The organism is Faecalibacterium sp. BCRC 81149 (genome assembly GCF_022750605.1).
Lineage (GTDB): Bacteria > Bacillota > Clostridia > Oscillospirales > Ruminococcaceae > Faecalibacterium > Faecalibacterium duncaniae.
Genome location: NZ_QXJA01000002.1, coordinates 137,567 through 156,985 on the forward strand (window position 1 = coordinate 137,567; position 19,419 = coordinate 156,985).

Here is a 19,419-nt window from a genome sequence, read left to right on the forward strand (position 1 = left end):
CACACATGAAAACTGCGGCCAAGGCTGGCCGTTGTCTATCACGATATGAAATGAAAAGGCAAAAGTATTCTTAAATTGGGTACAAAAACCAAGCCCTCTCCTTGAGGACGTTTGTCTTTGTTCCCATTATCAAATTTTATTTAAGAATACCTTGCCGCATATTGATAAACTCCTTTGCTTGGTTTTTTATAGTATAGCATATCAAATTCCCAAAAGCAACCCTGTTAAGATAAATTTTTTCTGTCACTGCACCTCCATATCTCTCTCGTGTATACGCCATACGCAACTCTTTTCAAAAAAGAAGTGGACGCGCTGGCAAAGCTGTGGTAGAATGAAACGAAAGAAGGTGAGGATGGTGGAGCTCAAAACGACAATCGCCCAGGGACTGCACGTCACAGATGACAGCGCGGGTTATGATGCCGCCTGTAAGCGTGTCCTGTCTGAAAAGGCAATCCTGGCGCGGATTATGAAGTCCTGCCTGGAAGAATACAAGGATTGCGATGTCAATGATATTGCCGAGAAGTACATTGAGGGCCAACCCCAGGTGTCCGCCGTCCCGGTGCTGCCGGACGAGGGTGGCACAGTATCAGCGGCATGGACACCGAGGACAAATCGGTGCGCGAGGGGACAGTCACCTATGACATTCGCTTCCGCGCCATCGTTCCCGACTCCGAGGAACAAATTGCCCTCATCATCAACGTGGAGGCCCAGAACGATTTTTACCCCGGCTATCCGCTGATAAAGCGTGGCATATACTACTGTTGCCGCATGATTTCTTCCCAGTACGGCAGGGAGTTCACTGGCTCCCATTATGAGAAAATCAAGAAGGTCTACTCCATCTGGATTTGCATGAAACCGCCGCAGTATCGAGAGAACACCATTACCCGGTATCGGCTGGTGGAAGAATATCTGGTCGGCGAGGGCAAAGAACCCATCAGGAATTATGATTTGCTGTCCATCATCATGCTGTGCCTTGGCGGGCCGGATGGGTCAAATTATGACGGCGTATTGCGGATGCTGGATGTGCTTCTCTCCAACGAAACCAGCGAGGCGGAAAAGCGGAAAATTTTGCAGGACGATTACGACATTCAAATGACGCAGACAATGGAAAGGGAGGTGTCGGTCATGTGTAATTTGAGCAAGGGCGTTGAGGAAAAAGGCGTTGCTAAAGGTATCTTGTCCTCTATCAAAAACCTCATGGAAACGATGGGGCTGACCATTGAACAGGCTATGGCGGCGCTGAAAGTCCCGGAGGGCGAACGTCAGAAATATATGGATTTGCTGGAACGGCAGTAATGACAAAAACGCCACGGACTATCGTTGTCCCTGGCGTTTTCTGTATCTACGTTAGCTGACTTGAGCAGCTTCGGCTTCTGCCTGTTTCTTCCTGTGGTAGTTCTCCCGCCTCGCGGCAAGCATACGTTCATACCGGGCCTGGGCTTCGGGATCTCCGGCGGCAGCGTCCGCATACATTTTCTGACGGGACTTCTTTACCGCTTCTGACTGTTGCGCTCTCTGCTGCGCCAACTCTGCCGCCGCTACCGGGTCGGTTTCGGCGCGGGCTTTCAAATCCTGCAAAGCCGCCTTTTTCCGATTGCGATGGGCTTCCAGCCGTTCCGCTTCTTCTAGGGTGAGAGGCAAACCTGCCTCGGCACATCTGGCAAGTTCTTTCAACGTCCGCTGTTGGGGCTTCGGGGGCTGTGCGGACTTCTGCCTGTCACGCCACGCTTTGTGCTGCTCGGCTTTCTTCTGGCGGTGCGCCGCAAGCCGCTCCGCTTCCTCCGGGGTGAGATCGGCTCCATCCAGCTTGGCGAGTTCCTTCAGTGAGCGTTTGCGAGGCTTCTCTGGCTGACTGGCCTTTTTCTTGTCGCGTTGCTTCTGCTGATAGGCCCGATTGCGCTCTAACCGCCGTTCTTCCTCCGCCTGTTCCTCCGGGGTCAACAGGCCCGCCCGCTTCCTCGCGGTAAACTCCCGGCGCTCCTGCTTGTACCTCTCATACCGAACCTGGGCAAGCACCTGGGAGCGTTCCTCTTTCTCTGCCTGTTCCTCCTGCTGGCGGCGTTCTTCCTCCTGCTCCATCGGGGTCACAATGTCGGCGGGAACCTCAAACGCGCCAATGAAATTGAAATAGAAATCTAACCGCTGACGGCGCTGCTTTCCCCGTCCGTTGCCCTCATGGACAACGATTTTCTCGATAAACTCATTGAGAATGGGCGTAGTCAGTTCCGAAAAATCGGTGTACCGCTTGGCAAGGTCGATAAACTCCGTCATTCTCACCCGGTCGGCGTTCCAGTTGTCCAGCAAGCCCTGCCACTCCGTCATGGAGGCTTCCAGCGCGGCCTGTTCCTCGTCATACTCGGCAAGGAGACGGCTGAAATGCTTATCCGGCAGCTTGCCCGTGGCGTTGGCCTCGTACAGCTTCTTCACCAGTCCGTCCAGTTCGGCGTGGCGCTTCTTCGCCTGGACAATCTGTTTCCGGCAATCCTTGACTGCTTCCTCCTGGCGCAGACTGGATGCCTTTCGAACCCGCTGAACAAACTCCTGCTCGTTGTTGCGGACATACCAGCTTATCCGCTGGATGGCGGAGAGGATCGCCGCTTCCAGCTTTTGCGTGGCAACATAGTGAATGGTGCAATCCTCCATAGGTGCCCGGTATCTGGAACAGGTGAAAGCATCGTCAATGTACTTGCCTTGGACAAGACTGTTGTGGTGGGTCAGCTTTGCGCCGCAGTCGGCACAGTAGAGCAGTCCGGTTAAACGGTTAGGGGCATTACTCCGCTTGGGTGTCCGGCGCTTGGTTTCCCGCAAACGCTGAACATTGTGCCACGTTTCTTCGTCAATGATGGCGGGGACGGCTCCCTCAAATACAAATTGTTCCTCTGGCATTGTCCTGCGGGTGCTTTTAGTCTTGTAGTTCTCACAGACAGTCTTGCCCAGCACCTTGCGCCCCAGGTACTCCGGCCTTTTAAGAATATAACCCAGGGTGGTGGCAGACCATGCGTAGGGGTCGCGGTAGCTGTTGGCTCGAACAGGACAGCCGATACGCTTCCAGTGTTCGGAAGGGATGGGGATTTGCTCGGCCCGCAGCGTTCGGGCGATGCCGTTGACGCTCTGACCGTCCATGACCATCTGAAAGATGCGGCGCACAACGGCGGCAGCTTCCTCGTCGATCACCCACTCGCCCTTTTCTTCTTTTGAGGCGAGATAGCCATAGGGGACGGCCCCCGAACAGCGCAGGCCCTTTTCCATTCTGGACTTGAAAACGGTCTTGATTTTGCGGCTGGTGTCAGCAACGTACCACTCATTTATCACATCCCGGAAGATGGACATAATATCAAATCCATTGGCGGTGTCCAGGTTGTCATTGGCGGCGATAAAGCGGACGTTGTACTCGTCAAAGGTGCGTTTGAGCAAGCCGACCTCCACCACGTCACGGCCTATTCTGCTCTGGTCTTTGACAATGACGGTAGCCACATTTCCGGCCCGTATCTCGTCCACCATAGCGTCCAGGCCGGGCCGCTTGAAGGTCGTTCCCCGCACCCCGTCATCGGTGAAGTGGCGGACATTAGTGAAGCCATTTTTTCGGGCGTAGTCCTCCAGGATGCGCTTTTGATTTTCTACGGACACGCTCTCGTCAGACCGCCCATCGTCGTGAGATAACCTTTCGTACAATGCTGTGATTTTACCCTTTTGCTCCTGCTTCCTCATGTGTGTAACCTCCTGTTTTGTATTTTCACGACCTTTCTATCCTTATTATAGTGACCCTTTCGGGTCAGTGACCACATAGGAACTGTGCATCTGGAGAAGGTTTGGCTTCAACCAAAAGCGAGTTTTACCGGAACCCGAACCGCCGATAATCAGAACATTCTTATTTCGGGCATTGGCAGGATTCTTCGGGCGATTGCTCATCATCAGCCGCTCCGTTTTCGTCAGGATCACATTGTCCTCGAACTTTGGTGCAATAAACGGCTCAATATCTTTTGCCGTTCCCCAACGAGCAGAACCGTACTCAACATTGTGTCGGTACTTCTTTGCGTTTTTGCCTTTTAGATAGACAGCCAGCCGAAGTCCTGCGCCGCAGAGAATACCAATCAGCAAATCCAACGGGTGAAAGCTGGGAAACGGATTGTTCAGGGCTATCGGAAGGGCATGAAAAAAGCTGAGGATTTTCGCAGATGAATCTGCCCCCTCAGCCAATCTCCATGCTTCTCCTAAATTCGTAGCGAACAACCCTACCAGAAAATACGGTAAATTCAGAATCAGGAGCTTTTTCATTTTTCTCTTATCCATCACAGATCACGCTCCTGTTTCTTCTCTCGAACCTTCTTCGGAATCGCTGCGACAATTTCCTTGAACTTCTTCAGCTGCGCCAGAACGCTCGGCTTTTCATTCTTGGTTAATGCCCTTGCCTGATGTTCCTTGCAGATTGCATCCAAAGCATCTGCATCTTTAGAACGGACAAAAACAAGAAACCGGGGAGGATCAACGGACTTATCTTTTCTTACGGCAAAGTCCACGCCATACTTCTTGGCGAGCTTTTCAAAATCACGGATACTCTCTTTGTCGATCTCAACATTCGTAGCACCCTGATTCTGTCCCAAAAGCTGTTTCACGGATTGCTTTCCATGAACGGCAGGGTCTCGTGCCTTTTTCATCTTCACTTTTTCCCGGTGCTGCAAATACTTGCGGATACCGGCAATGATAGTGCGCCCCGTCAGCTTGGTTGTGCTGATCGCCAGGTTTACTGTTCTGTTTTCAACTTCTTCCTGCATGATTCATCACCTCCTGCAAGCAGTAGAGTGAACAGATTATCGTGCCATATCTCTGTGGTCGTAATACAGATTGCCCTTGGCAACTGCGGCATGGCTGATAATCTTGATATTGCCAGCTTTCTGGTTATCCAGAGCCTTCTGATAACCCACATCGCTCAAATACAGGCGATTTCTTTCGCCTTTCCAACCGACAGGCGATTCATCGGTCAGCACATCGAAAATAATCATGTGCTTGGTGGCGTCATCAAATCGTGCCAAGTCCATATAGGTATGTCCCTGGTACTCCTTGGCACCATCCTGAATCCGCTTTCGCTCCATCAGCTCTCCAATCGTCGAATTTCTTTGCATAAGAACCTCCTTACAGAACATCTCGGTCAGGGTTACTTTTGTGGGGAACCGAATCAGCTTTGACAGGTGCATCTTCTTTCTTCACCATGTCATCCGGCAGGGGAAGCGCCATAATGCTGCGCCCCATGCGTACAAAAGTCTCAGGCTGATGAAAGTGTTCCTCAAACTGCTTCATCAGTTCCGGGGACAGAGAACAAAAATCATCCTCGCCCAATCCCACAACCAGAAAATCACCGGCGATAATGTCATAAATATCGCCGTCATCATCACGCAGCGCACGGTTCAGTTCTTTGCCTACGAGTTTACCTTCGTCGTGCATCACCAGTGCAACCGGCTCATTGAACGGATAAGTTGCCTCAATATCGCCACCTACGGCTTTCTGCAAATCCTCCAGCTCACAGCCGATCTGCACAGCCTGCGGATACATGAACGGCTTTACCAGCAACACATTCATGGTATCTGCCTGTTCTTTCTGAACCTCCCGTTCCTCGGTCGTGCCGAACGCAACACCGGTAAAGTTTTCGGAGTCCAGAATGTACTCCGAATTGTAATAAGCGGCTCTAACCTGTTCCTCTGCCGCATCGTGAGATTCTGCTTGCACCGTAACCGTTTTCTCCAAGGTTTCGGTGATCTTCACATCGTATTCTTTCAAGTTTCGATACCTCCGTTTCTTTGGAAATAAGAAAAGCGACCATCCATGAACCTGTTACAGTTCATAAATAGTCGCATCCACATCGGCTAAAAGCTCGAACAAGCAAATATCGTCCAGTTCGCAAATCAGGGAACCCATGTCGAAGAAAATATCGTCCTCGCATTCCACCGTAGTAACCACGCTGCGGTGTTCGTTAAGACAAATGGCTTCTTCCTTGTCCATCGTGATCGTAGACATACAGGACACCACATAGAATGTCATATCTTCTGCTAACCACAGCTCCTTGCTCTGAATCGTGCGAACTTTTTCATCGCCGCTCATATCTTCTACATAGGACAGAAGCCGCACGGCTCTGCTGTTCAGAAGTACCTTTCCCTGATAGTCGATACCCTCACCAGCAGAGGACAATACTCGATACTCGCTAATCATCTCGGCATTTTTCTGAAACGACTTTGCCAGAAGCGCAGGAGAAATATCATCGAACTCCTCACTGTAGTTTACGAGCATATCTACCATATAATCAGGATCGCAAAGGTCGTAGAGTTCTTCCAAAGCGCCCTGAATGTTTTTGGGTGTAAACATTTTTTACCTTACCTTTCCATTGATTTTTCTCTTTTTTTCTGCCATTGCTCCAAAAGCTGAATGATTTTATCCTCCATCTGCTTGTTGGTATAGGACTTCGGGAAGTATTTTCGCAACGAATCCGTTTTGAAGGTTACTCTGTCCAGCTCTCCCTTCTTGATTTCATTCATAATCTCGCACATCGCATCCAGCGTACACTCGCCCTCCTGTGCGAGCTTTTTAATTCGCTGTGCTTGCGAAAGGGAAGGAGCTGCTTGAGCATAATCCATTGCAGAAAGAAAATCCTTCTGTTCTTCACTTGCCAGATAGGAAAGCTCCACCGCAGGATTGAATTTGATCTGACCCGTATCTACCATATCCAGCAGTTCCGGAATCAGTTCGGTCAGACGGATATAACGGTGTACCTGATTTCTGCTTTCTCCTGCCTCCTGACCGACTATATCCATTGCCTGCAACTTCATCCCAACTTGGGATGAAGTTAAATCGGTGCGTTGACCTTGATGTTTAATCGCATCCAGCTTCATCTTATAAGCAAATGCTCTTTCACTCGGCAGGATACTCTCCCTCTGCAAATTCGCATCAACCATCAAAATAATGGCTGCATCATCGTCCAGGTCACGAACAATCGCAGGCATGGTTTCCTTACCCGCAAGCTCCGATGCCCGGTGCCGCCTGTGACCAGAAACGATTTCATAACCACCGTCGGGGTCAGGACGGACAATCGCAGGAGTGAGAACTCCGAAATCTCGGACGCTCTCTGCCGTTTTCATCATTTCTTCATCATCAACCACACGGAAGGGGTGTCCCTCAAAGGGGTGTAGCTCAGAAAGCGGAATTTCCTGCACACGCTCCTGCTGGGCTTCAGCTCTGGATTGATCGGTGGAGAAAATATCATCGTACCCCTTCAAGCTGATGTTTGCGCCTTTTTTCTGCATTGTTTAACACCTCCTTCGTCAGAATTTTATAGGCTTCGGCAACTTTGCCTTTGGGATCATGCTTGAAGATACTGGTTCCCTCTGCGCTGATTTCCTCTGCACGGACAGAGCGGGGAATGTCGGTCTTGTAAACCTTCAGCTTTCCGCCGTAGCTCTCCCGAATCAGATTGCTGATGTCTTTGGAGTAGTTGGTGCGGCTGTCCACCATCGTCAGAAGAATCCCTTCAATCCTCAGTTTCGGGTTGATTTGCCTCTTGACCTTGTTGATGGTTCCAAGCAGCTGTTCCAGACCCTTTGCAGGAAGGTATGCTGCCTGAACCGGTATCAGCACATTGTCGGCAGCTGCCAACGCATTGACGGTCAGCATACCCAAAGACGGCATACAGTCAAGAAGAATGTAATCATAATTCTGTTTGACTGTATCCAGGTATTGCCGGAGAATGGTTTCCCGGCTCATGGCATTGACCAGTGCTACCTCCATACCTGAGAGTTCGATGTTGGACGGCACCAAATCAACGCCCTCCGGATGATGAAGAATCCCTTCATCGGGAGTAATAGGGTTTTCCATCATAATCTTTCCCATCAGATCGGAAAGTGTCGGAGACAGATCATCCGGGCAGGGATTGCCCAAACTGACCGTCAGGGAAGCCTGGGGATCGGTGTCTACCAGAAGCACCTTTTTTCCTTCAAGAGCCAAGCCAACGCCCAGATTCTCGGTGGTGGTGGTCTTTCCAGTGCCTCCTTTCTGATTGACCACCGCAATGATGGTTGCTTTTTTCGACATTTATCGTCACTCTCCTTCCTCTCGCTTCATTTTCAATTTCTTAAATCCTCCTTCCAAATATCCGTGTGACATATCGTGCCGAACAAGAGCATCGTAGTAGGTGTCTATTGTCGTCGGCGCATTGTATATCGTAGTCAGCATATACTGACGGATATTTCTAATCTTTGTGGTGTTCTCCTTGAAGCAGTCCATAACATATCGAATGTGTTCGGCATTCAGTTTCATAAACCGACTGCGGACAATTTCTGCCGGACGCTCCTCTGCACCAATGCGAATCAACGGTCGCTTCGTGCAAACTGTTTCAACGATCAACTCCAGAATGTTATCCAGCATTTCGGAATCGTAAGGGTAATCCTTCTTCAACAAATCCATACTGAGCTGATCCGAGAAATAATCAAAGTATTCTTGATACCGGTCATTCTCGTCCATCATTCCACCATTTCCGGAAGGAAAGATAGAATCAGTATCACTAAATTCAGTATTTTTAATATCAGTATTATTACATTGTGATTTCGGAAGTTCTTGAGTTGTGATTTCCATTGTTCCAGAATTGTGATTTTCACAATTCAAGAGTTGTGAATCCACAGCAGAGATAAAGTTCTTCACATAGATCAGGTTGGGCTTTCCCAAACCCTGGCGCTTACGTTCAATCAATCCTGCTTTCTTCTCAAGTTCACTGAGCAGCTTGATAGCCTTTTGTTCAGCACAGTTCAGAGCCATCTTCGCTTCGTCGATTGTAAAAATGATATACACTCTACCGTTTTTATCTATCCAACCATTCTTGGCAGACAGGCTCATGCGGTCAAGCAAAATGCCATACAGCATCTTGGCATCGGCAGAAATATTCCAGAACCTCTCGTTCGTGAACAACACCTTCGGAACTCGATAGAATGTGAATAGATCGGATTGCTGACCGTAAAAATAATCAAAACTCACACGGCTTCACCACCTTCTTTCTGCGGAAAACTTTCTGTTGTCAGCGGAATGCTGCGGAAAGTCGTATCCGTCTTTTCGTAAGGACATCGGGCAAAATAGTAGAAGCGGTATTCCTGTTCATACACATCCATATCAACGAAGCCCCACTTCACGCATAACCTTCTTCGTACACCAACCAATGCACGGGTGATCTCGCCCATAGGGACAGCCATCACATTCCGACTTGGGTTTCGGCGGCAAAGAGATTAAGTAGTAGCAATTATTTCTACCCAGACGGCAGCCCTTTCTGCCATTCGTCCAGAAGTAGCAGTAATGACAGTCGCTCGGCTTGTCTGCGGTATAAACAGGCTTGCTCAAATAAAACACCTCGTATCATAAAAGAGTAGTATTTATAGACCGCTCTCCAGCGGAATGCTACAATAGTTCCAGGGTGCTGTGGATTGGTGAAAAATCCCTACCGTAAAGACGGTTTATTGGAGGCTCCAACCACAGCTTCTTTGTTGAAATGTTAATCAGTTAGATACCGCCAGACGGTTTATTTAGAACGAGGTTACAAGAGCAAAGAAGTCTGTGGTCCTGAACAGCATCGAAATAAATACGCCGGAGGTATCAAAATGGTTTGTGTTGGAATTGATGTTGCCAAGGATAAGCATGACTGCTGTATTCTTGATTCAGACGGAATGGTTCGTGCTGACTGCTTTACCATCCCCAACAACATGGATGGATTTAAGCAGCTGCTTCAAACGATTCGAAACTGTATCAAAAAGTCAGACAAAATAAAAGTAGGACTTGAGGCTACCGGACATTACAGCTACAACATTCTTGGATTTCTTCTTGACAATGACCTGGCCGTCTATGTCATGAATCCTTTGCACACCAACCTGTACCGAAAAAGTCTCAGCCTTCGCAAAACCAAAACCGATCGTGTGGATGCAAGAACGATTGCAACTATGCTATTGTCCGATGTAGACCTCAAGTCCTACACGGATACAGCATACCACAACGAAGAGTTAAAGTCACTAACAAGATACCGATTCGATAAGGTTCGTGAAAGAGCCAAGCTGAAGCAGTCAGTGTCCAGACTGGTCACGATTCTGTTTCCAGAACTGGAGAAGCTCGTTCCCTCTCTCCATATTGCTTCGGTTTACTCGCTCATCAGCGAATATCCCGGTGCGAAGCAGGTTTCAGAAGTTCATCTTACCAAGCTGACAAACCTTCTTACAACAGCATCTAAGGGGCGTTACGGAAAAGACAAAGCTATCCAGATTCGAGATGCAGCCAAAACTTCCATTGGTTCAGTTATGCCTGCTAAATCTCTGGAACTGAAGCATACCATTAAACTCATTAAGGAACTCACCTCCGAGATCGACGAAATTGAAGATTCGATTCAGCAAATCATGGATGAATTGCATCCACCGATTCTTTCTATTCCCGGTGTCGGTATCCAGTCAGCAGCCATGATCCTTGCTGAAATCGGTGATTTCTCCAACTTTGAATCTCCTGACAAAATCCTTGCTTACGCTGGCTGCTCTCCATCTACATACCAGTCAGGAAAACTTACAAACTGTTACGCTCATATGGAAAAGCGTGGTTCACGTTATTTGCGATATGCCCTTTACAACGCAACCAAGTACGTTTGTCATTGGAATCCTGTCTTTGCCAAATACCTTGCCAAAAAACGTGCTGAAGGTAAGCACTATAATGTTGCCCTGTCTCATGCCACAAAGAAACTCGTGCGGCTGATCTACGCTTTGCAGAAGTCTGGAAAAGCATATCTTACAGCTGCCTGATTTTCTCCAGAGCCTGAGCCAAATCCAAGAACAACTTAGCTGGCGCAGCGAACCCTTGACAAACCGAAGCATTCAAATGCTATTCTGTTTCTGCGAGGGTTGGCCGGGCTTGCTTTGCTATTCTCTCCGTCGCCCTCGCTGCTCTGATTTCAGCATTTGAAGGCTGTTTGTCAGGGGCAGCGAATCGTTGACGGATTTTTTCATTTTGGGGCTTGACTTTTAATAGTTAGTCTCCAATTTTCTTTTTGACGTTCCAAATCAAAAAATTGGAGCAGAGGGAAAACGTAACGAAAAATCGAAGATTTGATGTTTTATTGAACGAAGATGTGTGAAAATCGAAATTTGAGCAGGGAACGGAGTATCATTAGATAGCACTGGATGACACCAGATGAGCGACGGTGACGAAAACTCAAAATCCCTTGTGCTAATAACACGTGTGGGTTCGACCCCCACCACCGGCATAAAGAGGCAGCCTAGAATCGAAAGATTTTGGGCTGTTTTCGTTCATATAGAAAACCACAAGCTATGCTTGTGGAAGAATAGAGCCGTAGCGTTGAAACGGTAGAAAAAGAACCTCCTTTTGCTATAATTAGAAGCGGGTAACGCCAACCGCATACTAAAGCAAAAGGAGGTTCATCCATATGGACGAGAAAAGTTTATCACATACGAGCTGGAATTGCAAACCTAAAATACAAATACGGAAGGAGAGTGTTCTGGGCGAAAGGATATTACGTAAATACAGTAGGTGGAAATGAAACCAAGATCCGCAAATACATTCAGGAACAAGAGTTCAACGATCAGATGTGCGACCAGTTGAGCTTCAAGGAATACGAAGATCCATTCAAGAATGTAGCTGACTTCGATGACGACGATTCGCCAGAAGTGCCTGCAGATAGTATGAGAAAGTAAAAGCGATGTCAGTGTGCGGTTGACATCGCTCATTGTGCGCCTTTAGGCGCGGCTGGTATTATGGCCCCTATGGGGCCGTTCTGCAAACCCCGCGTTTTCACGCGGGGTTATGATATCCTGTGTTATAATAAAAGCAGAAAATGCTGCGAGGTGACATATATGCCTTTGAACGATCCCATTACCCCGGCGCTTCTGGCCGACCCAGAAATTTTTCAGCAGAACCGCCTGCCTTTCCATGCCCATTTTGCGGACCAGACAAGCCCGGAAATGCCCTTGACTGTCAGCTTGGACGGCGAGTGGAACTTCCGCTACGCGGAAAACCTGACCGCGCCCTTTACGGACTGGGATACCCTGACCGTGCCGGGCTTCATCCAGATGCAGAGCCTGCAAAAGCCCGGCCAGCCTTACGGCACGCCCCATTACGTCAACACCCAGTACCCGTGGGACGGCCACGAAAAGCTGCACCCCGGCGAGATTCCGCAGGATTATAACCCCATCGGGGAGTATCAGCGCAGCTTTACCCTGCCGGAAAGCTGGGCCAGCTGTTACCTGCGGCTGAACGGTGCGGACAGCGCCGCTGCCGTCTGGTGCAATGACGTTTACATCGGCTACTCCGAGGATACCTTCACCCCCGCTGAATTTGATATGACCGCCGCCGTCCACCCCGGCGAAAATACCCTGACCGTGCAGGTGTACCGCTTCTCCTCCGGCAGTTGGCTGGAAGATCAGGATTTCTGGCGCATGAGCGGCTTATTCCGCTCGGTGGAGCTGTTTACGAAGCCTGAACTGCATCTGGAAGATGCCTTTGTGAAGCAGGAGTTTGCCCCGGACTTTTCCAGCGCTACTGTCACCTTTGATTGCAGGGTCAGCGGCGCGGGCACCATCTCGGTGGTGTTTGACGGGCAGCAGCAGTCTGCTGAGGTGGGCGAGCCTGCCGAGTACGACAGCGGCGTGGTGTTCGGCAAGGGCGAGGCTGACCCGGACGTGGAAGAGGACGTGCAGGATGTCTCCTTCACCTTTACGGTGGAGCATCCCGCTCTGTGGAGCGCCGAGCAGCCGAACCTGTACGAGGCAGAAATTGCCCTGCTGCGCGAGGGTGATTTGGCAGAGCGCACCAGTCTGAAAGTCGGTCTGCGCAAATTTGAACTGAAGGACCGCCAGATGCTTTTGAACGGCAAGCGCATCGTGTTCAAGGGCGTCAACCGCCACGAGTGGAGCTGCCGCACCGGCCGCACCGTTAGCCGGGAAGAGATGCTGTGGGACGTGAAAAACCTGAAAGCCCACAACGTCAACGCCGTGCGCACCAGCCACTACCCTAACGACCCTTATTTTTTGCAGCTCTGCGATGAATACGGACTGTATGTCATCGGGGAGACGAATCTGGAAAGCCATGGCACATGGCAGAAGCTGGGCGCAGATGGTTCGGACGAGTGGACCCTGCCCGGTGCCCGCCCGGAGTGGCGGGAGAATGTGCTTGCCCGTGCCGAAGCCATGCTGGAGCGGGACAAAAACCATCCTGCAATCCTCGTCTGGTCTTGCGGCAACGAGAGCCACGGCGGCAAGACCCTGTGGGAGATGAGCGAATACTTCCGCCATGCCGACCCCAGCCGCCTTGTGCACTATGAGGGCATTTTCTGGAACCGGGAATATCCCGCCACCTCCGACATGGAAAGCCAGATGTACACCCCGGTGGCGGACATCAAAGCGTTTCTGGCAGATCACCCGGAAAAGCCCTTTATCATGTGCGAGTACAGCCACGCCATGGGCAACAGCTGCGGCGGCATCACCGATTACACCGAGTACGCCTATGAAGAGCCGCTGTATCAGGGCGGGTTTATCTGGGAGTACATGGACCACGGCATCGCGGTGACTGACCCGGATGGCAAGCCCGGCTTTGCCTACGGCGGCGACTTTGGCGACCGCCCCACCGACCGGGAATTCTGCGTGGACGGTCTAGTGCTGCCCGACCGCCGCAACACCCCCAAGATGGATGCGGTGAAGGCGGCATACGCCCCCTTGAAAATCACCCTGACCGACACGAAGGCAATCGTTGAAAACCGGAACCTCTTTACCGACCTGACCGCCTACGACCTTGTGTTTGCCTCCACGGTCAACGGCAAGCCGGAGCGTCGCGCGCTGCTCCGGGCAGACTGTGCACCCGGTAAAACCGTGCACATCGCGTTCCCGTTCGCGCTGCCGGAAGCAGGGTTTGCCTGCATGACCGTTACCGCTGTGCAGCGGGCTGTGCTGCCCGGCATCCCGGCGGGCTATGAAGCCGCTTTTAGGCAGGTATGGCACAACCACGCCGAAGCACGGCTCACCTTGCCCGCTCCGCAGCTGGTAGCAATGGATTACAACATCGGCGTAAAGGGCGAGGGTTTCGAGTATATCTTTGGCCGCGGCAAGGGGCTTGTGTCCATCCGCTATAACGGCGTGCAGCTGCTGGACGATACCGTGCGCCCCAACTTCTGGCGGACCCCCACCAACAACGACGAGGGCTGCGCCGAACCCTTCGAGTTTTCCGTCTGGAAAACTGCGGGCCTTTATGCCCGGTGCGATGCCCTGACCGCCGAAACAAAGGGAGAATTTGTCACAGTTCGTGCCGTCTACACCCTGCCGGGCGGGCAGACGCTGCCCATTGATTTTGCCATTGACGGCGTAGGCCGCTGCGACATTACGATGACATGGCAGGGTGAAAAGACGGAGCTGCCGGAGTTCGGGATGCTCTTCCCGCTGCGCCGGGAACTGACAGAAGTCTCCTATCTGGGTCTTGGCCCCCGGGAGACCACTGCCGACCGCACTGCCGGGGGCAAAATGGGCGCATGGAGCTACAACGTCCGGCAGGACTTTGCCCAGAACAGCCCGGTCTACCCGCAGGAATGCGGCAGCCGCACCCATGTGTACCGCGCAGACCTGACCGGAACCATTCCGGGCATTGGCTTTGCAGGGGACGGCATGACCTTCTCGGCGCTGCCCTATACGCCCCATGAGCTGGAAAACGCCCGCCATCTCTATGAGTTGCCCCGGGATGACAACAAGACTGTCGTCCGCTGTGCTGCCTTCCAGCGCGGCGTTGGCGGCGACAACAGCTGGGGCGCAAAGCCCCATGCGGATGCCTGCTTTGCGGTGGAAAAGGGCATGACGTTCTCGTTCTCCATCCAAAAGCAGAATGGATAATTTATAAAGACCAGAGTGGAGGCGCTTATCAACGTCTCCACTCTGGTCTTTCTTTTTTCGTTGGCGCTGTTTTGGTCTGTTGTCCTGATCAATCCAACTCCAGATCCTCAAAGCCGGTGACTGTTTCAAACCGACGGGTGCGCACCTCCATCATCTCGCTGATGAGTTCGGCGGGAAGGGCGAGTGCTCCGGCCATCCGAAGCAGAGTGCTGACATCAGATGCGGTGAGCAGGTCTGTGCGGCAGAGGAAGCGGAACAGCTCTGCGTAAGCCTGTTGAGCCGGGCAGGGCATGAACTGTGGAGCCCGGTCGAAATACTGCACCAGAACTGCACAATACCACTGGCGGTCGGCGGGGGAAAGCCCTGCAGAGGCTTCCAGACGGGCCAGGGCCATGCGGGCTGAAAAATCCAGCCGGAACGCGTCCCGGGCCAGTTGGTCAAAGTAGGGCATTGGCTGGGTGAAGAACAGCACCGGTACCCGCAGGATGGTACCGAATTTGGCATCGCCTGCCAGAATTTTATCCCGGGCCACGGGTAGACCCAGCCGCGCCACCACATGGCCGGAAACATCGGCCTTTTCCAGCCAGAGCAGTGCGGCAGTGTGGTCAAATGCAGACACAGCCACAGTGACAGTACGGCTCCAATTTTCACACCCAGCATCCCGGGCGGTCAGGCTCGTCAGACCGGAACTGTTGAAGCTGTGAGCGCCCAGCATTTTAAGCTGTGGAGGCAGCGTCAGCTGTTTCAGGGCATGACACCCGGCAAACATGCCCACATCCGGCATGACCTGATCCGTGGGGCGGGGCAGATAGCCCAGAGCCTGCAGCTGCTCCGGCAGATGGACGCTGGTAAGGCGGCTGCAGTCACCGAATACACCGGCAGGCAGGGCGGAAATGGCATCCGGCAGGGTGATGGAAGTCAGATTTGTGCAGTGATAGAACGCGTAGGGACCAATGTGAGTGATGCTGTCCGGCAGTGTGACGGAAGTCGGCCCGCCTTCGTCCAGCGTTTCGGTGGTGACTGCGCGGCCCATCCGCATACAAAATATGCTGAAACTGATAGGCGATTGCCCGAACTGCGCAAAGCAGCCCTCATCCAGATGGCTGGCAGCAAAGGCGGTAGCGGCAATGGTGGTGACAGTGCGGCCTTCTACAGTGTCGGGTACCACAGCAGGCCGTGCCAGCCGGGGCCAGCGCACCAGCGCCAAAGAGCCATCCGGCAGAGGGGCAAAATCGGCTGTCAGGGGCAGGGCATCGGTGTCGGCCTCTTCGTTCAGATGGCCGAGCCGTGCAAACTCTGCGCTCATGTCGGGAGCATCGCCGCCCCAATCATCCTCGTCGTCCTCCTCCTGCAAGAGAGCTGCCAGCGCGGCTCCGGGCAGGGAGGAGGCCTTTTTTGTTTCCGGGGCGGGGGGTGTCCAGCGGCTACCCAGCGTTCCGGCGTTGGTTATTTCAAATTGCAGCAGTTCCATTTTACACCAGTCCTGTCAGATCGATCTGGTGCAGCAGCTGCTCCGATTGCCGGTGCAGCAGCAGATCCCGGCTAGCTGCAAAGTAATCGGTGCTGAGAAACTGCCCCAGAAATGCGGTGGCTATGGGAGCTACGGTCAGATCGTTTACCGCCATGCTCAGCTCCGTCCCCTTACCGAAGGCTTCCTGTAAAAAACGGAGCAGATCGCCAAGCTTCTTCTGCGTTTCAGCGACCTCAGCCTGCAGGTCGGCGACCGAGCGCTGATAGCAGGCCTTGAGGGCGGAAAAAGGGGTGGAGCCGGAAAGCTCTCCGTGCCATTGGGCAGTCAACGACAGCAGATCGAGATAGACCTTCTGCCGGGCAGAGGGGGCTTTGTTGGCTTCGGCGCGCCAGCTGTCCTCCAGCCCGGCGAGGGCGGTCAGGGCATCGCCGGGAACATCCAGCGTCCCGCGCTGGGCTTTGAGGGCGGCCACGATAAGGCGCAGCGCATCGTGGCGCAGGGTACAGCGTTCCATCTGCAGGAACACGGCTTCCAGCAGCAGGCTGACAAGGCTCATCCGCTCGTCCATCTTGGCGCTGCGTGCCTGCGTGAGGACATCCTCATCCCACACACCCTGCAGGATGGCATCAATATTGTAGGCCTGACGATATTTCTGATAGAGTTCGTAGTAGATGGCAAAATCCCGGGCGACCTGCTTGTTTTGCAGATACTGAGTGGTCAGCTCCTCGCTGACTGCAAGGCCCAGTTCCTCGTGATACTGCAGGATCTCGGAAAGGTCCTCCCAGGCACGGGGCGTTACCACGGTCAGCCCGTCCACAGTGGTCTCGACCTTGTAAAAATCTTCGGGACGGATATCCAGATAGCTGATGACGCTGCGGCTGACACCGTGTTCCAGTGCGTAGGCCTTCCATGCTTCATAACTTGGCTCAACTTCGATCACCTTCAGGCGGTCACGGGTGGCAGCGTCGAACTCCCGGACGCTTTTGTTGAAGCGGGGCGGGTTGCCGGCGGTGACCACCACCCAGCCCTCGGGGATCTGATGCCCACCAAAGACTTTGTATTGCAGGAACAGCAGCATGGCAGGGGAGAGGGTCTCGGAGACGCAGTTGATCTCGTCCAGAAATAGGATGCCCTGCGTTTTGCCGGTGGTGCGCATACAGTCGTAGACGCTGGCGATGATCTCGCTCATGGTGTATTCGCTGACCTGATAGTGCTTGCCGCCGTATTCCTTTTCTACGATCACAGGCAGACCCAGTGCGCTCTGGCGGGTGTGGTGGGTCATGGAATAGCTCACAAGGCCAAGCCCCATCTCATCAGCGACCTGCTGCATAATGGCAGTCTTGCCCAGACCTGGCGCACCCAGCAGGAAGATGGGCCGCTGGTGCACCAGCGGAAGTCGGTAGCGGCCCAGAGCGTCCTTCTGTAGGTAGATCTGTACGGTATTTTTGATCTGTTGCTTTGCACTTGCTATATCCATGATTCGGTGTCCTCCTCGGTTCGGGTCTTCTGCGGTTCAAGCAGGCGGATGTTGTCAGTGGTAAGTACAGCCCGGATGGCCCAGCTGGGAACGTGGGGGCTGATGTGGTCGTCACGGTTAAAGATGAAGGCAGTCTTGTAGGCAGGGGATTTTTCCGGGTAGGTGCCCACGCCGTCGGTAAAATAGAGCAGGCCGTTGAGGTTCGTCAGCTTTTTCTCTTCCAGCAGCCTGTCTACATAGGCGAACACCGGCCGGAAGTCGGTACCGCCGAAGCCCCGGAGCTTCAGCCGGGGAATCAGCTCATGCAGCTGGTCCAGACTGGTCAGCCGCTCCACGCTCTGCACCTCGGCATCGCATTGGATGAGATAGATCTCTACCCGCTCGGTGAAGGAACCGCTCTGCCGCAGAACGTCGCAGGTGCGCTGCAAAAAGCTCTGAACGATATCGCCCTGAACACTGCCGGAGGTGTCGATGGCAATCACAAATTCCCGGATGCGCTTGTCGTCCCGGTATTCCAGCGGCTCGACCAGGGGAACGTTGCCGTAGGTGCGCAGACCGTAAGTGTAATAGATGAGGTCAAATTCGTCCTCGGAAAGCTGCAGCACCTCGTTTTGTGCCCCGAACCGGCGAAGAAAGTCGGTATAGTCGCATTCCTCAAAGGTCACAGGCTCTAACCCATCCATCAATGCTCCGGCACGCTTGCCGTGACGGCGGCTGAAGGTCTCCAGATCAGTCTTGGCCTGGCGGGCCAGCTGCTTCCATTGTCTGCGCAGGGCTTCCTTCTGCCGCTGCTGCATCTGCTGCAGCGTTTCGTCCCGGGTGTCGGCTTTGCGCAGTTCGGTCTCGTTGGTGATATCCTCATCCTCCCCGGCGGGCAGCAGCTGTCCATTGGGAGCCGGACGAGAGCCGGGCCGTGGCGCAGCATACCAGAGTGCATGGTTGTCCCGGGAAAAAAGCTGGGTCAATTCCGCCAGAACATCGGCGGGGTACTGCCGTTCCAGCAGAAAATTATAGATGGCTTCTGCCGTCAGGTGAGGGCAGGCATCCCGCAGGCGGCTGCGCCAGCTGTCCTGTGCAGCATCATCCGGCAGGGCGCAGGAGGGAATCTCCAGTTCCCGGATGACTTCCTCTGCGGCAATGTCGCAGGCAAGGTTCCATAGGCGGTGATCCATTTCCTGCCGTTGAAAGGGATGCCCCAGAAGAAAGTGCAGGGTGACATGCAGCAGGGCGCGTGTGGGCACAGACTGCTGTGCCCGGAATGTGCGGAGCAGCGTTTCGGGGCAATAGTACAAGCGGTGGCCATCCCCGGCAAACAGGGTGTCCAGCGCAGGGACGGGAATCGGCTTCAGCTGTTCCAAGGCGGAGGATAAAAAACGCAAGTCGGCAGTCAACCGACTCTGTGCCAGCAGCAGTACCTGTGCGGCCAGTTCGTCCGCCGCAGGAACAGGAGTCTGGATGGGCTCGGGCATAAGAGAAAACTCCTTTCTGCCCCAAGGGCAGGGTGGTATCCTTCAAAAACGGCAAAACCAGCCGACACCACCCGGAGCACCGGGTGGAAGTCTGCTGGTTTGCACGCATTCCGTGGC

16 protein-coding genes and 1 pseudogene are annotated in these 19,419 nt (G+C 53.0%); 4 read left to right on the plus strand and 13 right to left on the minus strand.

Annotated features, from left to right (window positions below):
• The first annotated feature begins 594 nt into the window (after positions 1 to 594).
• Positions 595 to 1,296, plus strand: coding sequence for a hypothetical protein (locus D3F01_RS03585; RefSeq protein ID WP_347567990.1), 702 nt, complete (start codon positions 595 to 597; stop codon positions 1,294 to 1,296).
• 51 nt (positions 1,297 to 1,347) lie between these two features.
• On the opposite strand, the gene D3F01_RS03590 is transcribed toward D3F01_RS03585, so the two are convergent.
• The 10 genes and pseudogenes from D3F01_RS03590 to D3F01_RS03635 all read right to left on the minus strand — a co-directional run bounded on the left by D3F01_RS03590 (position 1,348) and on the right by D3F01_RS03635 (position 9,209).
• The gene (locus tag D3F01_RS03590) at positions 1,348 to 3,708 is read right to left on the minus strand and encodes a recombinase family protein (RefSeq protein WP_021631982.1); all 2,361 of its coding nucleotides are present in this window, start codon (positions 3,706 to 3,708) and stop codon (positions 1,348 to 1,350) included.
• 48 nt (positions 3,709 to 3,756) lie between these two features.
• A pseudogene (locus D3F01_RS03595) lies at positions 3,757 to 4,290 on the minus strand (type IV secretory system conjugative DNA transfer family protein); the annotation flags it as partial.
• Positions 4,290 to 4,772, minus strand: a complete 483-nt coding sequence (locus D3F01_RS03600; protein WP_002304320.1) for a PcfB family protein — start codon at positions 4,770 to 4,772, stop codon at positions 4,290 to 4,292. The pseudogene D3F01_RS03595 and the gene D3F01_RS03600, both read right to left, overlap by 1 nt.
• Positions 4,773 to 4,808: 36 nt before the next feature.
• Complete coding sequence (locus D3F01_RS03605) at positions 4,809 to 5,120, minus strand: DUF5720 family protein (protein WP_002304317.1); 312 nt, start codon at positions 5,118 to 5,120, stop codon at positions 4,809 to 4,811.
• Positions 5,121 to 5,130: 10 nt separating this feature from the next.
• On the minus strand, positions 5,131 to 5,772 hold the full coding sequence (locus D3F01_RS03610; RefSeq protein WP_002588969.1) for a DUF3846 domain-containing protein: 642 nt from the start codon (positions 5,770 to 5,772) through the stop codon (positions 5,131 to 5,133).
• 54 nt (positions 5,773 to 5,826) lie between these two features.
• Positions 5,827 to 6,354, minus strand: a complete 528-nt coding sequence (locus tag D3F01_RS03615) for a hypothetical protein (RefSeq protein ID WP_002304315.1) — start codon at positions 6,352 to 6,354, stop codon at positions 5,827 to 5,829.
• 8 nt (positions 6,355 to 6,362) lie between these two features.
• On the minus strand, positions 6,363 to 7,289 hold the full coding sequence (locus D3F01_RS03620) for a ParB/RepB/Spo0J family partition protein (protein WP_002304314.1): 927 nt from the start codon (positions 7,287 to 7,289) through the stop codon (positions 6,363 to 6,365).
• A complete protein-coding gene (locus tag D3F01_RS03625) occupies positions 7,246 to 8,073 on the minus strand; it encodes a ParA family protein (RefSeq protein ID WP_002304313.1) in 828 nt (275 codons plus the stop codon). Before D3F01_RS03625 ends, D3F01_RS03620 begins: the two co-directional genes overlap by 44 nt.
• 6 nt (positions 8,074 to 8,079) lie before the next feature.
• Positions 8,080 to 9,009 (minus strand): DUF6017 domain-containing protein, encoded by a 930-nt coding sequence (locus tag D3F01_RS03630; protein ID WP_002304312.1) that lies wholly within the window; start codon positions 9,007 to 9,009, stop codon positions 8,080 to 8,082.
• Complete coding sequence (locus D3F01_RS03635; RefSeq protein WP_223385014.1) at positions 9,006 to 9,209, minus strand: hypothetical protein; 204 nt, start codon at positions 9,207 to 9,209, stop codon at positions 9,006 to 9,008. The genes D3F01_RS03630 and D3F01_RS03635 overlap by 4 nt, the downstream gene beginning before the upstream one ends.
• Positions 9,210 to 9,623: 414 nt before the next feature.
• Here D3F01_RS03635 and D3F01_RS03640 point away from each other — a divergent pair, with 414 nt between their 5' ends.
• From D3F01_RS03640 to D3F01_RS03650, 3 genes are all read left to right on the plus strand, one after another.
• Complete coding sequence (locus D3F01_RS03640) at positions 9,624 to 10,799, plus strand: IS110 family transposase (protein WP_242885933.1); 1,176 nt, start codon at positions 9,624 to 9,626, stop codon at positions 10,797 to 10,799.
• Positions 10,800 to 11,438: 639 nt separating this feature from the next.
• Complete coding sequence (locus D3F01_RS03645; protein ID WP_263286040.1) at positions 11,439 to 11,708, plus strand: transposase; 270 nt, start codon at positions 11,439 to 11,441, stop codon at positions 11,706 to 11,708.
• A 159-nt stretch (positions 11,709 to 11,867) separates the two neighbouring features.
• Entirely contained in the window at positions 11,868 to 14,885 is a 3,018-nt protein-coding gene (locus tag D3F01_RS03650) for a glycoside hydrolase family 2 TIM barrel-domain containing protein (protein WP_242885935.1), read from the plus strand.
• 88 nt (positions 14,886 to 14,973) lie between these two features.
• Here D3F01_RS03650 and D3F01_RS03655 read toward each other — a convergent pair whose 3' ends face one another.
• The 3 genes from D3F01_RS03655 to D3F01_RS03665 are packed head-to-tail and all read right to left on the minus strand — an operon-like array spanning position 14,974 to position 19,302.
• Positions 14,974 to 16,356: a leucine-rich repeat domain-containing protein gene (locus D3F01_RS03655; RefSeq protein ID WP_242885937.1), complete on the minus strand. Its 1,383-nt coding sequence runs from the start codon at positions 16,354 to 16,356 to the stop codon at positions 14,974 to 14,976.
• 1 nt (position 16,357) lies between these two features.
• Positions 16,358 to 17,833, minus strand: a complete 1,476-nt coding sequence (locus tag D3F01_RS03660) for a MoxR family ATPase (RefSeq protein ID WP_227613178.1) — start codon at positions 17,831 to 17,833, stop codon at positions 16,358 to 16,360.
• On the minus strand, positions 17,824 to 19,302 hold the full coding sequence (locus tag D3F01_RS03665; protein WP_242885939.1) for a VWA-like domain-containing protein: 1,479 nt from the start codon (positions 19,300 to 19,302) through the stop codon (positions 17,824 to 17,826). The genes D3F01_RS03660 and D3F01_RS03665 overlap by 10 nt, the downstream gene beginning before the upstream one ends.
• Positions 19,303 to 19,419 lie beyond the last annotated feature (117 nt).

Bases quoted from the DNA above. Each gene is read 5' to 3' on its own strand.
- D3F01_RS03655 (WP_242885937.1), bottom strand. From the start codon at position 16,356: ATGGAACTGCTGCAATTTGAAATAACCAACGCCGGAACGCTGGGTAGC.
- D3F01_RS03605 (WP_002304317.1), bottom strand. From the start codon at position 5,120: ATGCAAAGAAATTCGACGATTGGAGAGCTGATGGAGCGAAAGCGGATT.
- D3F01_RS03590 (WP_021631982.1), bottom strand. From the start codon at position 3,708: ATGAGGAAGCAGGAGCAAAAGGGTAAAATCACAGCATTGTACGAAAGG.
- D3F01_RS03600 (WP_002304320.1), bottom strand. From the start codon at position 4,772: ATGCAGGAAGAAGTTGAAAACAGAACAGTAAACCTGGCGATCAGCACA.
- D3F01_RS03635 (WP_223385014.1), bottom strand. From the start codon at position 9,209: ATGGGCGAGATCACCCGTGCATTGGTTGGTGTACGAAGAAGGTTATGC.
- D3F01_RS03615 (WP_002304315.1), bottom strand. From the start codon at position 6,354: ATGTTTACACCCAAAAACATTCAGGGCGCTTTGGAAGAACTCTACGAC.
- D3F01_RS03665 (WP_242885939.1), bottom strand. From the start codon at position 19,302: ATGCCCGAGCCCATCCAGACTCCTGTTCCTGCGGCGGACGAACTGGCC.
- D3F01_RS03585 (WP_347567990.1), top strand. From the start codon at position 595: ATGGACACCGAGGACAAATCGGTGCGCGAGGGGACAGTCACCTATGAC.
- D3F01_RS03660 (WP_227613178.1), bottom strand. From the start codon at position 17,833: ATGGATATAGCAAGTGCAAAGCAACAGATCAAAAATACCGTACAGATC.
- D3F01_RS03640 (WP_242885933.1), top strand. From the start codon at position 9,624: ATGGTTTGTGTTGGAATTGATGTTGCCAAGGATAAGCATGACTGCTGT.
- D3F01_RS03650 (WP_242885935.1), top strand. From the start codon at position 11,868: ATGCCTTTGAACGATCCCATTACCCCGGCGCTTCTGGCCGACCCAGAA.
- D3F01_RS03620 (WP_002304314.1), bottom strand. From the start codon at position 7,289: ATGCAGAAAAAAGGCGCAAACATCAGCTTGAAGGGGTACGATGATATT.
- D3F01_RS03625 (WP_002304313.1), bottom strand. From the start codon at position 8,073: ATGTCGAAAAAAGCAACCATCATTGCGGTGGTCAATCAGAAAGGAGGC.